This window comes from Halomonas sp. AOP43-A1-21 (assembly GCF_052376775.1).
In the GTDB taxonomy this organism is placed as follows: domain Bacteria; phylum Pseudomonadota; class Gammaproteobacteria; order Pseudomonadales; family Halomonadaceae; genus Vreelandella; species Vreelandella colorata.
In genome coordinates, this window is sequence record NZ_JBQSWC010000020.1 from 1 (window position 1) to 13,066 (window position 13,066).

Annotated in this window: 10 protein-coding genes; 4 read left to right on the forward strand and 6 right to left on the reverse strand. The window is 55.4% G+C overall.

What is annotated here, in order from left to right:
* Positions 1-71: 71 nt before the first annotated feature.
* Together ACT3R7_RS12175 and ACT3R7_RS12180 are read right to left on the reverse strand one after the other, a co-directional pair.
* Positions 72-1,115, reverse strand: a complete 1,044-nt coding sequence (locus tag ACT3R7_RS12175) for a glucosaminyl phosphatidylglycerol flippase (RefSeq protein WP_193092803.1) — start codon at positions 1,113-1,115, stop codon at positions 72-74.
* Positions 1,099-2,217 (reverse strand): N-acetylglucosaminyl phosphatidylglycerol synthase, encoded by a 1,119-nt coding sequence (locus ACT3R7_RS12180; protein ID WP_441675227.1) that lies wholly within the window; start codon positions 2,215-2,217, stop codon positions 1,099-1,101. Before ACT3R7_RS12180 ends, ACT3R7_RS12175 begins: the two co-directional genes overlap by 17 nt.
* Positions 2,218-2,559: 342 nt before the next feature.
* Between ACT3R7_RS12180 and ACT3R7_RS12185 the strand changes: the two genes are divergently transcribed.
* Complete coding sequence (locus tag ACT3R7_RS12185) at positions 2,560-2,976, forward strand: CopG family transcriptional regulator (RefSeq protein WP_193092801.1); 417 nt, start codon at positions 2,560-2,562, stop codon at positions 2,974-2,976.
* A gap of 22 nt (positions 2,977-2,998) precedes the next feature.
* The gene (locus tag ACT3R7_RS12190) at positions 2,999-4,174 is read left to right on the forward strand and encodes an extracellular catalytic domain type 1 short-chain-length polyhydroxyalkanoate depolymerase (protein WP_193092800.1); all 1,176 of its coding nucleotides are present in this window, start codon (positions 2,999-3,001) and stop codon (positions 4,172-4,174) included.
* Positions 4,175-4,256: 82 nt separating this feature from the next.
* Here the strand turns inward: ACT3R7_RS12190 and ACT3R7_RS12195 are convergent, their stop codons facing one another.
* Complete coding sequence (locus tag ACT3R7_RS12195) at positions 4,257-6,197, reverse strand: exoribonuclease II (RefSeq protein ID WP_192539545.1); 1,941 nt, start codon at positions 6,195-6,197, stop codon at positions 4,257-4,259.
* 160 nt (positions 6,198-6,357) lie between these two features.
* Here ACT3R7_RS12195 and ACT3R7_RS12200 point away from each other — a divergent pair, with 160 nt between their 5' ends.
* Positions 6,358-7,155, forward strand: coding sequence for an HAD family hydrolase (locus ACT3R7_RS12200; protein ID WP_193092798.1), 798 nt, complete (start codon positions 6,358-6,360; stop codon positions 7,153-7,155).
* Between the two features lie 214 nt (positions 7,156-7,369).
* Positions 7,370-8,446 carry a substrate-binding domain-containing protein gene (locus tag ACT3R7_RS12205; RefSeq protein WP_193092797.1) on the forward strand — a complete coding sequence of 359 codons (1,077 nt, stop codon included), beginning with the start codon at positions 7,370-7,372 and terminating at the stop codon, positions 8,444-8,446.
* 111 nt (positions 8,447-8,557) lie between these two features.
* Here the strand turns inward: ACT3R7_RS12205 and ACT3R7_RS12210 are convergent, their stop codons facing one another.
* The 3 genes from ACT3R7_RS12210 to ACT3R7_RS12220 form a co-directional block, all read right to left on the reverse strand.
* Positions 8,558-10,201: an L-lactate MFS transporter gene (locus ACT3R7_RS12210; RefSeq protein WP_192539542.1), complete on the reverse strand. Its 1,644-nt coding sequence runs from the start codon at positions 10,199-10,201 to the stop codon at positions 8,558-8,560.
* Positions 10,202-10,598: 397 nt separating this feature from the next.
* Positions 10,599-11,642: a YcjF family protein gene (locus ACT3R7_RS12215; RefSeq protein WP_192539541.1), complete on the reverse strand. Its 1,044-nt coding sequence runs from the start codon at positions 11,640-11,642 to the stop codon at positions 10,599-10,601.
* The gene (locus ACT3R7_RS12220) at positions 11,639-13,027 is read right to left on the reverse strand and encodes a YcjX family GTP-binding protein (RefSeq protein ID WP_192539540.1); all 1,389 of its coding nucleotides are present in this window, start codon (positions 13,025-13,027) and stop codon (positions 11,639-11,641) included. The genes ACT3R7_RS12215 and ACT3R7_RS12220 overlap by 4 nt, the downstream gene beginning before the upstream one ends.
* Positions 13,028-13,066 lie beyond the last annotated feature (39 nt).

The window sequence follows — 13,066 nt, forward strand, 5'->3', positions numbered from 1 at the left end:
CCCTTCGGGGTGCTTTTTTATTGCCTGGCATTTGTTGACTCAAGGACGATCGGCCGCTTGCTGAGGCTTTTTTATCTAGAGCGGCTAAGCTTGGCCTCATGCGGTGAAGCTTGCTGCCCCAGGCGCTTAAAGCCGAACCACAGCAGGACAGGAGCGCCTGCGAGTATGTAAAGGTGATACGACACCAGCCGCCAGATCAATACCGCCGCACCTATTTGAGCCGTCGTTAAAAAAGGCATTAACAACGCGCTAACGCCTACCTCGGCAGTGCCCGCACCGCCTGGCAGAAAGCTGAACTGGCTAGCAGCCATACCCAGCATCTGAGTAAAGAATGTCCAGAGCCAATCGATATTGCCGCCCACGCCGATCACCGCCAAATACAGCAGACTGTAACGAGCGCACCAGTGCATTATCGTGAGTACCCATACGGCCCCCAGTATCCGTTTAGGAAGTTTGAGCGTACGTAAAAATGCCTGGCGACAACGTAGCGAACGACGAAGCAGCGTGCGCTGCCAAGTGCGCCTAAAAAAACGGCTATCGGTAAATATGCCAAGCCGCCAGCGCGGAAATGTCCACAGACACAGTGATACCAGCACGATAACCGTGAGTAGCCCCAATAAGGACCACTGAATTAAGGTCTGATAGGGCCAACCGGTATCGACGGATAGGGTATAAGCTGCCAGGCCACTCAATAAGCTGATGAAAAATAGCGAGTCGAACCCCTGGTCGATCAAAAATACACCGGCCCCTTTCGCGGGCGACAGGTCGCGCCGGGCAAGAAGTGTGAGCAAAACCGCAGGCCCTCCGCTTCCTCCAGGCGTTGCGCAAAGTGCACACTTGGTGGCTAGTTCAATACCTAAAGCGCTACGTTGATTCATGGGGCCTGCACGCCCATTCAATAAAAGGCGCAGCCTTAAGGCATTCAAATTCCAGCACAGCACGGCTAACGCCAGCATGCCCAGAAAAATTGAGAAAGGAAACGCTGCCAGCTCGCTCCAGGCGGCATCCCCGCCTATCCAATGGGTGAGCAGTAACGGCGCTGACAACGCCAAGGTAATGAAAAGTAGATGAAGCAACCACTTGGACTGAATAAGGTGTTTAACCGTTTTTGGCATGAAGTTGCTGCGTTTCGGGTTGATGGAGCGCCTGATAATGCTTTAAAAGATCAAGAATAACCTTATCCCAGTTAAAGTGGCGTTCAACATGGCGGCGAGCATAGCGCCCACTGGCCGCGATATCGCGGTTAAAAAGTGCGTGGCAGGCGTCCGCCATTTCATCAGGGTCAAGGGGCTTGCAAAGAACACCTCCCCCCAACGGCACGTTTTCAGCCAAGGCGCCGATATTGGCAGCGATAACCGGTAGGCCGCATGCCATTGCCTCTTGGGCGACCAGCCCAAACGTTTCCCGGGTGCCTGCATGAAGCAGTGCGTCGCTACTGGCTAATGCTGTGGCAACTTCATGAGCATTACAACAGCGATCCACCACCGATACATTGCTGGGAACCTGGCGCGGCATGCCTGGCCCGATTAACAAAAGATGGTACTGACTACCCAGCTTGCGCATAGTGGCAAGCAACACATCAATATTTTTTTCGCGTGAATAACGCCCAACGAATATCAGCAGGCGCTTATCAGGAGCAATACCCAGCGTACTGCGTAGATGCGGATCACGGGCGCCGGGATGGAAACGTTCAAGATCAACGCCCAGCGGCTGCACGCGTACATTAGGCACACCCCATTCGAGTAACCGATCAGCTATCGTTTGAGATGGGGCTAAAACACTATCGAAGCGCGAGTAGAGATCCACGACGTAGCGCTCAAGACGCTTGCAGACCCGTTTACCGAAACGGTCGCCCATCAGGCGCGGCAGATCAGAATGATAGAAGCCGGATACCGGCACCCCCAGCTTTTGGCCAGCGGAAAGAGCTGCCCAAGCCGTCACATAGGGGTCACCCGCTTCGATCATATCCGGGTTTAGCTCTATCAATCGTTGCCGCCAAGGCGTGCTGCGCACTGGAAAACGATAGCCCTGACCTAACGGCAACCGTAGCGCGGGCAGGGTATGCAGATCGCCGAGGCTATCGCGCTCGGCGCCAGGCACAAGCAAGCTCGCACGAAAGTCGGGATAGCGACTCATAACGCGATGCTTGGCCTGTAAATAAGTGCGGACACCGCCGCTGGCGGGCGCATGAAACATGGTCACATCGGCAATATGCAAAGCAACCTCCGAGCCATCAAAGTGTCATCGGTTTATCATAATGCAGAGATAAGTCAGTTATACGACAGTTATCGCCAGCTGGCCAGTTTGGCCCGCTCAGAGTATCCGAGTGTTCAGTACTTACCTGCGTTTTTGGCCTGTTAAGTCCCCTTGTTCTGGTAATGTCCGGGGGATTCCCATCTTTGTTAAAACTTCTGGGTATTCACTCTTATCCTGGTCTGCCGTCTTGACTATAACAACGCATAATCTACTCTACCATCCATATGGATGGTAAATGGATTCCATAAGGATGTTTTTTTAGCCTTTATTCTGCATTGCGGTAAGGCCACTGAGGAAGTAAATATGAGCGTGCATGAATTACGCCGTAAGCCTGGCGACTCCAGCGAAAAGATCACGATTAATGTGGGAGTCATCGATCTGGGGCAGATCGACCTGCTGGTTCAGGAAGGGTTTTACTCCAACCGAACCGATTTGATTCGTACGGCTATCCGTAATCAGTTGGCAACCCATGCCGAGGTGGTCAAAGAAACCGTGTCGCGTAAATCTTTCGTGCTCGGGCTGGAGCACTACAGTCGCTCGGATTTAGAAGCCGTTCAGGCGGCGGGCGAGATGCTGCAGATTCAGGTGCTGGGCATGGCCAGCATTGCAAACGACGTTACCCCCGAGCTCGCTGCCGCCACCATTGAATCGGTGGTCGTGTTGGGCGCCTTAAATGCCAGTGCCGCAGTGAAGGCTGCGTTGGCAGACCGCATTCACTGAATTCTTGATGAGGGCATTGATAATGATCGACGCCACTGTGACCCAACGAATGCAAGAAGCGACGCGGCTTACCCGCGCTGGAAAATTGAAGGAGGCCATGGCGCTGCTTCAGGGCGACGGGGATGGCTTCAAACGTCAGCAGGCACCCATAGCCTCTTCTCAGCCCGGTAATGTGTATGAAAGTACCTGCCAGTGTGTGGAAGAAGAAGTTTCAAGCGTTAAACCTGAGGCAGAATCTTCCCCCTTTGGACGTACCCGTACCCAAGAGGCACCTGACTGGCGCAGCAAATGGACTAGCTTTCAAGGCATGGCGCAGCCTGGTCATACGCCTGGTCGTTCTGAAGAAGCAAAGCCCGGAGCTTTTACCGCAGGCAGTTTCAGCAATCGAGTGGGCACGCGGGATTACAAAATTTTTCTGCCGAGTAGCTATCACGGGCAGGCGATGCCGCTGGTGGTCATGCTGCATGGCTGTACCCAGAACCCGGATGACTTCGCGGCAGGAACCCAGATGAATCAACTGGCCGAAGAGCAGGTGTTTTGCGTGCTTTATCCGGCCCAGCCGATAAGTGCCAACAGCTCCAGATGTTGGAACTGGTTCAAGGCGAGCGATCAACAGCGCGACGGCGGTGAGCCCGAGGTGCTGGCGGGCATGACGCGCGAGATACTCGATACCCATAAGCTTGACGCTACGCGGGTATACGTCGCCGGGCTCTCCGCCGGCGGCGCCATGGCTACAACCTTGGCGATGACCTATCCGGAACTTTTCGCCGCCGTAGGTGTGCACTCCGGGCTGCCTCATGGCGTGGCCAAGAGCCTGCCCGACGCGCTGGCCGCCATGCAGGGCGGCGCACCCGGAGCAAAAGGGCAGGGGCGTCATCCGGCATCCAGCGTGCCGGCGATCATCTTTCACGGTGATCGCGACACCACCGTTCACCTGAGCAATGCCGAACGCGTAGCGGCGCAGTACGCCATCACACAGGGCAAAGGGGATGTTGATGCAGGACGGGCGGCGGGCGGCCATGGCTACACGCGCACGGTCTATCGCGACGCCATGGGTGAGGCGCGTCTGGAGCAGTGGCGCATTCACGGTGCTGGCCACGCCTGGGCCGGGGGTAGCTCTCTAGGAAGTTACACTGACCCCAAAGGGCCGGATGCTTCCAAGGAGATGTTGCGCTTTTTCATGCAGCACCATCATTAAAAGCATCATCAAAAATAAGAAAGCCATCAAAAAAACGGCGGCGCCCCAGGGCGCCGCCGTTCTATTTGCCTGCCTTGCCAGCTTACTCGGCGGGCTTGGCTACCAGAGAGCGGGTCTCTTCGCGCGCTTCCACCAAGGCGACGCGCAGGCTATCGCCGAGCTTGTAGCGTTCTTCGCCTTCGATCTGAATGCGGCCTTCTTTGTCGTCGATCACGACTTTGTCGCGATCGCTGTGCATCAAGGGCGCTGGAACGAACGCGGTGGCACCATTCGCTAACAGGCGTACGCGCATACCGCCACGGTTGATCGCCATTATATCGGCATCAAACGTGTCCTGGTTCTGCGCGGCCGGGGTCAAAAAGCGCACGTAGAGCCAGTCTTTTACATCACGCTCGGCCATACGGTTCAAGCGGCGACGTTCGGTGAGCTGCTCGGTGAGCTGTTGGCTCGCTTCCGCCGGTGCCTGCTCGCTTTTTAGCACACGCTTGATCAAGCGGTGGTTGACCATATCGCCGTACTTACGAATCGGCGAGGTCCAGGTAGCGTAGGCGGGTAACCCAAGGCCAAAGTGCGGCCCCGGCTGAGCGGACATGCTGGTAAAGCCCTGGAAACGGCGCAGACGGGCATCCAGCCAGGCATCGTCACGGCTCTCAAGCGCGCGCTTGAGCTCTTTATAATGGGCAAGCTCGGTCAGCGCTTCGCGATCAACGGCGATTTCCTGAGTGGCCAGGAACTCTTGCGCCGCTTCGGCTTTTTCCGGTTCAAACGCACGATGCACGTTAAAGATACCGTGACCGATATGGCTTGCCAGGAAGTCCGCACAGCAGGCGTTGGCCGCAATCATCGACTCTTCGATCATGCGGTTGGCAATACGCCGCTCTTCGGTATTAATGGCCAGGACATTGCCTGCCGCATCCAGCTCGAATACGTAATCCGGGCGGTCTTTGAACACCAGAGCGTGCTCGTTACGCCATGCGGTACGCGCTTCGGTCATGTCGCGTAGCGCGGTCAGCTGCTCGGCAATGTTGTCGGCAGGTGTCCAGTCGCCTTGACCTTCAATCCAGTCGGAAACGCGGTCATACACAAGTTTGGCGTGGGACTTAACATTGGCTGCGAAGAAGCGGTAGTCGCCCAGGCTGCCGTCGGCATTGATATTCAGCGTACAGGCCAGTGCCGGGCGCTCTTTGTCTTCCCAGAGCGAGCACAGGTCGTCGGCCAGTTGCTCGGGCAGCATAGTGACGTTCTGGCCCGGCAGGTAAACTGTAAACGCGCGGGTGCGGGCTTCCAGGTCCGCCGCATGGCCTTCTTCCACATAGGCCGTGGGGTCGGCAATCGCGACGCTCATCTGCCAGCCGCCTTCCGCGCGGGCACTTATGTGCAGCGCGTCATCCATATCACGGGTTTTTTCACCGTCGATAGTGAAGAAAGGCTGTTGGGTAAGGTCTTCGCGAGTCAGGCCTTCATCGTGCAGTGGCCATTCGGTGCCAGCATCGGGGCAGTCCTGTTCCAGCGCGTGACGTGCAAGGGTCACACGCCACGGCACGGCAGGATCATCTGCCTTGGCGACCAATTCGTCGATCTGAGCAAAAAAGCCGCGGTCGTTTTCTTTGAGCGGGTGGCGGACCAGACGGGCAACGACCCAATCGCCATCGGCAATGCTGGCTTCGTCCAGGCTGTTCTTGATCCGTGACTTGAGCACATTGCGGATAGAGGGGTGGTCGGGTACCACGGCCAAACGGTCTTCGCGCTTTTGCACGCGAGCCACAAAGCGGTCAAGACCCGCCTCGATCAGCTTTTCAGGCTCGACCGACTTTTTGTCACCGTTTTCGTGGATCACCGCTTCCACACGGTCACCGTGAATCACCTGCTTCATCGCGGGGGGCGGTACGAAGTAGGATTCACCGTTGTCGGTTTCGAGAAAGCCAAAGCCCTTCTCGGTAGCTTTAATCACCCCTTCGGCGCGTGGGGTGGTATCACGGATTTGTTGCTTGAGCTGAGCAAGCATAGAATTATTCTGAAGCATGAGGTCAATCAGTTGGCAAGAGTAGCTTGCCACTATACGGATTCCCGAAGGCTGCGCCAATTATCCGCCGTGGAAGTTGATATTGGTTATTCACGATCAGCGCTTTACAGCGCCTGAGAGAGATCGGTTAAGCTAGCGTTTCATTGATAGGGAGTATGCTATGACACCGCGGCTGATTGTTTCTGACCTGGATGGCACGCTGTTGGGACGCGACCATCGCTTACACCCAGATACCATCGACGTATTGAGAACGCTGGTGGGCCAGGGCCACCATCTGGTGCTAGCGTCAGGCAGGCACTATGCCGATATGCGTGTTTTCAGAGATCAGCTCAATGTGCCTATTCACCTGATCAGCAGCAACGGTGCCTATACTCATGACCCTGAGGATCAGCTGCTGGATGCCCATCATGTCGCTCCTCAGCAGGCTGCCGCACTGATTCGATTACCGCGCCCGGACAGCGTTCGCCTGAGCCTTTATCTGGACGATGCCTGGTATATTGATGCGGAATCGCCCAGCCACCTGAAAATGCATGCCGCGACTGGCTTTGTTTACCAGGTCGTCCCGCCTGACCAAATGCCCACCGAAGGCATTGGCAAGATACTTTACGGCGGAGCCCCTGAAGAACTTATCAAGATCGAAACGCTGATTCGTGAGAGCTGCGACGACTCACTGCATGTCACCTACTCGACAAGTGATTCGCTGGAAATCATGGCCGGAGGTGTCAACAAAGGCGTGGCGCTTTCAGCACTGCTCAAGCGGATTTCCATCGCGCCTGAAAACTGCTTAGCCTTCGGTGATAACCTGAATGATGTCGAGATGCTGAGCCTGGTGGGCGAGCCGCACTTTATGATCAATTCGCATCCGGAAATGGCGGGCAGGTTAAGTGTTGCGCGACAGATTGGCCATCATGGTGAAGCAGCGGTAGCCGTGCTGCTGCGCGAGCGGTTTGGACTATAAAACAGCGTTTATCATCCCGAACTTTGTAGCGCTAGTGGTAGGGCGGACATTCTGAATTATGGAAGGGGCTCTCTCTGGCTTCCGTCACGACGTCTGAACTCTGCGGCGAGTCGATCGGCTCTTAACGTCTGCATAACAGTGCTTATCTGTTTTTATTTTTATACAGTATTGTTAGCGCTAGCACTCGATTTTCTTTTGCGGGATATGAACTGTTATGCAAAAAAAGAAGCTCACTATCTCTCCTGAATGGGTCTTTCGAACTGATGATGGTGAATTGTTTGAACCGCGGCTTTTCCGTCTGCTGGAAAGTATCCGGGATACCGGTAAGTTAACCATGGCTGCAGCGGACGCCAATATTTCCTATCGACATGCTTGGAATCTTCTTAACCGAGCCGCTGATTTTTTTGGTTTACCGCTAGTAGTGATGCGTAAAGGCCACGGCAGTCAATTATCACCGCTAGGTGAAAAGTTGCTATGGGCAATCCATCGGGTCAAAGCTCGTCTAGGGCCGCAAATTGACAGCATGGCATCTGAATTGAACGAACAGATTCAGCAGTTGCTGACGGGGGCTCATCCGGTTTTACGTCTACACGCTAGCCACGGTTATGCGGTCGCACTGTTGCCAGAGTTTTCGGATCAAGTTGAAATCAACTTGCAATACCGTAACCCGGCAGAAGCCTTATCGGCTCTCAATCGAGGCGAGTGCGATCTGGCAGGCTTTCACTTTCCCACCAGCCCCAACCGCGCACGAGAAATTTTAAATCACTATCAGCATCACTTGGATGGTCGTCCTTTTCGCCTTATTCGATTTGTTATTCGGCGAGAAGGGCTGATGATGCGTAAGGATTCGCCGGTAAAGGTCAGTACGCTGCACGAACTGGCCGATGCCAAACTGCGTTTTATCGGTCGGGATCGTCACTCAGGGACGCGTATCCTGTTTAATTTACTGCTGCGTGAAGCCGGGCTGCCTGAAGACTGTATTAACCGCTCACCACAACAGGAGTTTACTCATACAGCTGTTGCCGCCTTTGTGGCAGCGGGAATGGCTGATATTGGCTTTGGCGTAGCCACTGCAGCTCATCAGTTCGATCTCGACTTTAAAGAGTTGGCCTGTGAGCATTACTTATTGCTTTGTCGTGAGGACGATCTTGAGCGGGGCAAGCTTTCTCACCTGCTGGAGCTGATGCGTTCGCCAGAATTTATTAGCCGTATTGAGGGATTGCCCGGCTATGAGACGGACCAAACTGGGCAAATTATTACTTTTGAAGAACTCCTCGCCGAAGATAGTTGAAGCATACCAATCGCGCAGCCAAGGCAAAGTTATCCGCCTTGGCTGCGCCCATCGTTAGTGTGAGCCGCCCAAGGCAAATATCCTGGGCGGCAGTTTCAAATGGATTGTGTTTTAAAACAAGGCAGCGGCCTTGGCCAGTGCGATATAAAGGCCAATCAAAAACGGCACTCCCACCGCCAGCCATGCCAAAACGCCGGTAATGCCAAAGGCGCCGCGTGCTGCCGTCTGGGCGTTGTTGGAAACGCCAGTATCGTGCTGCAGCGCGCGTTCATGGGCAAGCTCTGCTTCAGTCATTTGTAAAGATGAGTCCACGGGTTTGATCAGGCTGTTACAAATGAGGCCCAGCAGCAGCAGGCCAGCCATAATATAAAGCGTGCGATCATATACCAGCGCCGGTGCAATGCCGGCTGCTAATTGCGCTTCACGGATCAGCGCAATAACCACCGGCCCAATTAACCCGGCCGCTGTCCAGGCGGTCAGTAATCGACCATGGATGGCACCTACCATTTGAGTGCCGAAGATATCCGCGAGGTAGGCTGGCACTGTGGCGAATCCGCCGCCGTACATGCTCAAGATTAAGCAGATAGAAATTACAAACATTGCCGCTAAGCCCATGTGGCCCCAGGTCGGCAGCAGGCAGTAGGTAATGATGCCGAGTACAAAGAATATGTAGTAGGTGTTCTTACGACCGAGCTTATCTGAAAGTGACGCCCAGAATAGTCGGCCTACACTGTTAAACAGGCTGATTAGCCCTACCAAGCCCGCAGCGGCGGCGGCGATGGCTGTTTGCTGGGCCGCCGTCATTGCTGCACCGGTATCTTCCAATCCCAGGAGAGCGCCGCCAAAAACATCCTGGAGCATTGGGCTAGCCATGGAAATAACCGCAATGCCAGCCGTTACGTTTAGAAAAAGTACGCTCCAAATTAACCAAAATTGCTTGGTTTTCCAGGCCTTGTTGAGATGTACATGACCCTGTGTGATCATCGCGTTAGCTTTCTGTGAGCTAGAGGGCTCCCAGCCCTGTGGTTTCCAACCGTTGGGCGGAACGCGAAAGCCTAGCGCGCCAGCACTCATAACAATAAAGTAGATCATACCCATTACAATCAGCGTTTCAGCGACACCTGTGCCGCCTCCCGCTGAGAAATGGTCCATTAGCCATACTGCTAATGGGGCGCCCACCATGGCACCACCACCATATCCCATGATAGCAAATCCGGTTGCCATGCCTCGGCGGTCTGGGAACCACTTGATCAGCGTTGAGACCGGCGTAATGTAGCCAAGCCCCTGGCCTATCCCACCTAGAACGCCGCAGCCCAGATACAGCAGCCATAGTTGATGAGTCATCACGCCGACGCCGCCAAGCACCATGCCGCCACCCCAGCAAAGCGCCGCAATAGCCCCCGCCTTACGCGGGCCAGCATGCTCCAGCCATGCGCCCCAAAGAGCGGCTGAAATACCTAACATGGCGATAAAGATACCGAAAGTATAGGTAACGTGACTAACTGCCCAGTTACATGACGTGCTGGTAAGTGCCTGTAATAAGCCGATGTCGCCACAACTAGCGGCAACCTCTGAGGCTGGGATAAGCGTAGCCATGGGGAGCCAAAACACCGAAAACCCATACGCCATACCAATACACAAATGAATCGCCAGTGCGGCGGTAGGTACCAGCCAGCGATTAAAGTTTGGCCCGGCTATGGTGTTTTCTCGATCGAAGAAGCCTGCATGTCGTTCAAGCGCTATAGATTCGCTCATAGTTAAACTCTCTATTTGTTGTTGTAGACGTGCGCAATATTGATTATGAAAAAATATGCTTATTAAGATCGTTTGTGTAAGTTATTTTTAAGCTAAATAGTTAACTAGAATGAGCTCGATGTAGCAACTATTCAAAAGTAATAAGAATTTTTTTTCTTATTTAAAGCGTGAGAGCGTCAGCGCTTTGTGGGCGCAACGTGTTTCCATTGAAGTATCAAGATGGTTTTTTTATTCAAGAGTCAGTTGATTGACGAGCTAGCTGGCGATTGGATATTGCCCCAGCGATGGCAGGTTCTACCATCAGCCGAGGGGTTATTATAGTCACCGCTAGTGCCGATAAGGCTGATTGAGCATTCGGTTTTGGAGCAGAGAGTGATGGCTATCTAATCAAAGGGTTTTAAGCCTCGCGAGTATTGGAGGCGGGTTCTTTGTCCAGGCGTTTGATTTGTCGCCACAAGTCCTGACGTAAATCGGCTAGTTTAGGCTGCTCTTCAGGCGTAAACGCCACCGGGCGACACAGCCGCTGGGCGCGTAAACCCAGACGTGCACTCAGTAACCCGGTGGCAAGCCCCTGGCCCGCTCGGGCCGAAAGCCGGCTGGCTAAATGTAGCGAAAGCATATCCATACTGGCATCAGTGGCAAGCTCACTGGCGCCAGCAAAGGCCATATTGCGCAGCACGTTGCGGAAAAGACGCAGGCGGCTGGCATAGCCAAGCTCGAGCCCGTAGAGGCGGCATAGCCTATCTACCATGACCAGGCTGCGCCAAGCCACCAGCGCCATGTCAACCAGCGTCAGCGGGCTAATCGCCACCATGATCGCGGTTTCTCCCGACATTCGGGTAACCAGGCGCTGGGCTTCACGGTCGCGTGGCGCTAACAAATGATGGCGCAGCAGCATTTGAATTTCTTCACCGTCATGGTGCGGCTGGCAGGCGCGTTGAAAGGCCTGCCAGTGCGGGTCGTCGTCTGAAAGTTTGAGCTGTTGACGCAGCTGCTCAGCCATTTTTCTGGCTTGGCGGGGCGAGCCTTGGGGCAGTTCAGCCAGGTCGCTGCGCAGCCGGTCGTGGCGCTTTAAACGGCTGAGCCGACCGAGTTCTTTGAGTACTGAGATGCCGCCAATACCAATCAGGCTTACACCAAACAGCTGCCACGCCATGGCCATCCACTGGGATTGGGAAAGCGCCTCGGGAATGCCGGTGACTAACTCGATAGTGCCAAGCGTTGCACCACCCGCCAAGGCAAACATCAACCCCCAGCGTCGCTTGCGCGGCGCTCCCAGGCTAGTCTCCGGTAGGGCCTGCTCCTCGGCTGCGGTGATTAGCGGCTGGTGGGTGTCGGTTGCTTCAAAACGCTGGTGTTGGCGCAGGCTGGGTTCCTGTTCGACAACGTCGTCAGGCGTATCATTGAGGCGGAAGTTGCGCCGTGGCTGAGGGTCGGTCATACGAGTTTATCTCCAATCAGCCAATCAATGGCGGCATCCATACGAATGTGGGTTAACGCATCCGAGGTGGCGGGCATGGGGCGAAAGCTGGGAAAGTCGAATCCCTGATGTTTCCAGAAATCGGCATTGGGTAAGCGGTTCGGCACGTCGCCGGGGTAAACCAGCGCCTCTTCGCCTTCAAGCGTTGTGCCGCGCAAGGCGGCGGAGCGCTTACCATCGTGCAGTACCTCGCGCGCCTCGGTGGCGCGGATGGCAGCAATCGATAGCGCTTTTACCGGCACGTTGGCAAAGCGCAGGTCTTTAAGCGGCTCGGCCAACAGCGCTTCGAGTAGCTGAACCACGTTGCCATGCTGTTCCGGGGTGACGTGGTCTGCTTTCGTGGCCGCAATCGCCAAACGATCAATCTTAGGCGCGAACAGCCGCGACAGTAGGCTGCGTTTGCCGTAATCAAAACTTTGCATCAGTTGGCGCAGCGCACGGGATAGATCCTCAAACCGCTCGGGCCCGGCATTGAGCGCGCCAAGCACATCGACCAGGACAATCTGGCGGTCAAAGCGACGAAAGTGGTCGCGGTAGAAAGGCCGTACCACTTGCTGCTGGTAGTAGCGAAAACGTGCCGCCAGCGTGGCATAAAGGCTGCTGTCAGGCAGGCTGTCGAGCATCTCTTTGGAAGAATCAAGATGAGGCAGCGGAAAAAACTGCAGTACCGGTGCTCCATCAAGCTCACCAGGGAGTAAAAATCGCCCTGGCTGAAGGTCTGAAAAGCCCGCCTGCTTGGCACGGCGCAGCCCCTGGGCGTAAGCTTCAGCCAAGTGGGCAAGCTGCGCTTCGTCGGCTTCAGACGCTGGGTCCAGCGATTTAACAGCGTCTAGCCATTCGCTAAACAGGGCGCGCCGTTGTTCACCTTCCAGCAGAGGCTGGGCGTGGCACCAGCTATAAAAATCGTGCTGAAGCAGCGGTAAATCGAGCAGCCACTCGCCTGGGTAGTCGAACAGATCCAACGTCAAGTGGGCGATGTCCGGTGCAAACCAGCCGGTTTGGGCCGGGCGGTAGCGCAGTTGCAGGCGCAATTCGCTGATGCCGCGCGTAGGCTCCGGCCAGCGTGGCGGCGTATCGCGCAGCGCTGCCATACCGGGGTCATAGGGAAAGCGTGGAATGCCCAAGTCCGGTTGGTTGAGCCGCTGCGCGCCTAGCAAGCGGCCTTCACGTGCCGCGGGCAAAAGATCCAGTTGCGCTTCCACGCCTGCGTGGCGCAGCTGGTTCACCAGCGACGTTAAAAACGCCGTTTTGCCCGCTTGCGATAGCCCCGTTACTGCTAAGCGCAGCTGACGATCCCGGCCTCGCTCCAGTAGATTACTCAGTTCGCGGCTTAACGGCTGGCGCATCTGGCATTCCCTTTATCTGATTTTTAAGCCGTAAAGCGG

Bases quoted from the DNA above. Each gene is read 5' to 3' on its own strand.
- ACT3R7_RS12175 (WP_193092803.1), bottom strand. From the start codon at position 1,115: ATGCCAAAAACGGTTAAACACCTTATTCAGTCCAAGTGGTTGCTTCAT.
- ACT3R7_RS12185 (WP_193092801.1), top strand. From the start codon at position 2,560: ATGAGCGTGCATGAATTACGCCGTAAGCCTGGCGACTCCAGCGAAAAG.
- ACT3R7_RS12190 (WP_193092800.1), top strand. From the start codon at position 2,999: ATGATCGACGCCACTGTGACCCAACGAATGCAAGAAGCGACGCGGCTT.
- ACT3R7_RS12195 (WP_192539545.1), bottom strand. From the start codon at position 6,197: ATGCTTCAGAATAATTCTATGCTTGCTCAGCTCAAGCAACAAATCCGT.
- ACT3R7_RS12200 (WP_193092798.1), top strand. From the start codon at position 6,358: ATGACACCGCGGCTGATTGTTTCTGACCTGGATGGCACGCTGTTGGGA.
- ACT3R7_RS12205 (WP_193092797.1), top strand. From the start codon at position 7,370: ATGCAAAAAAAGAAGCTCACTATCTCTCCTGAATGGGTCTTTCGAACT.
- ACT3R7_RS12210 (WP_192539542.1), bottom strand. From the start codon at position 10,201: ATGAGCGAATCTATAGCGCTTGAACGACATGCAGGCTTCTTCGATCGA.
- ACT3R7_RS12215 (WP_192539541.1), bottom strand. From the start codon at position 11,642: ATGACCGACCCTCAGCCACGGCGCAACTTCCGCCTCAATGATACGCCT.
- ACT3R7_RS12220 (WP_192539540.1), bottom strand. From the start codon at position 13,027: ATGCGCCAGCCGTTAAGCCGCGAACTGAGTAATCTACTGGAGCGAGGC.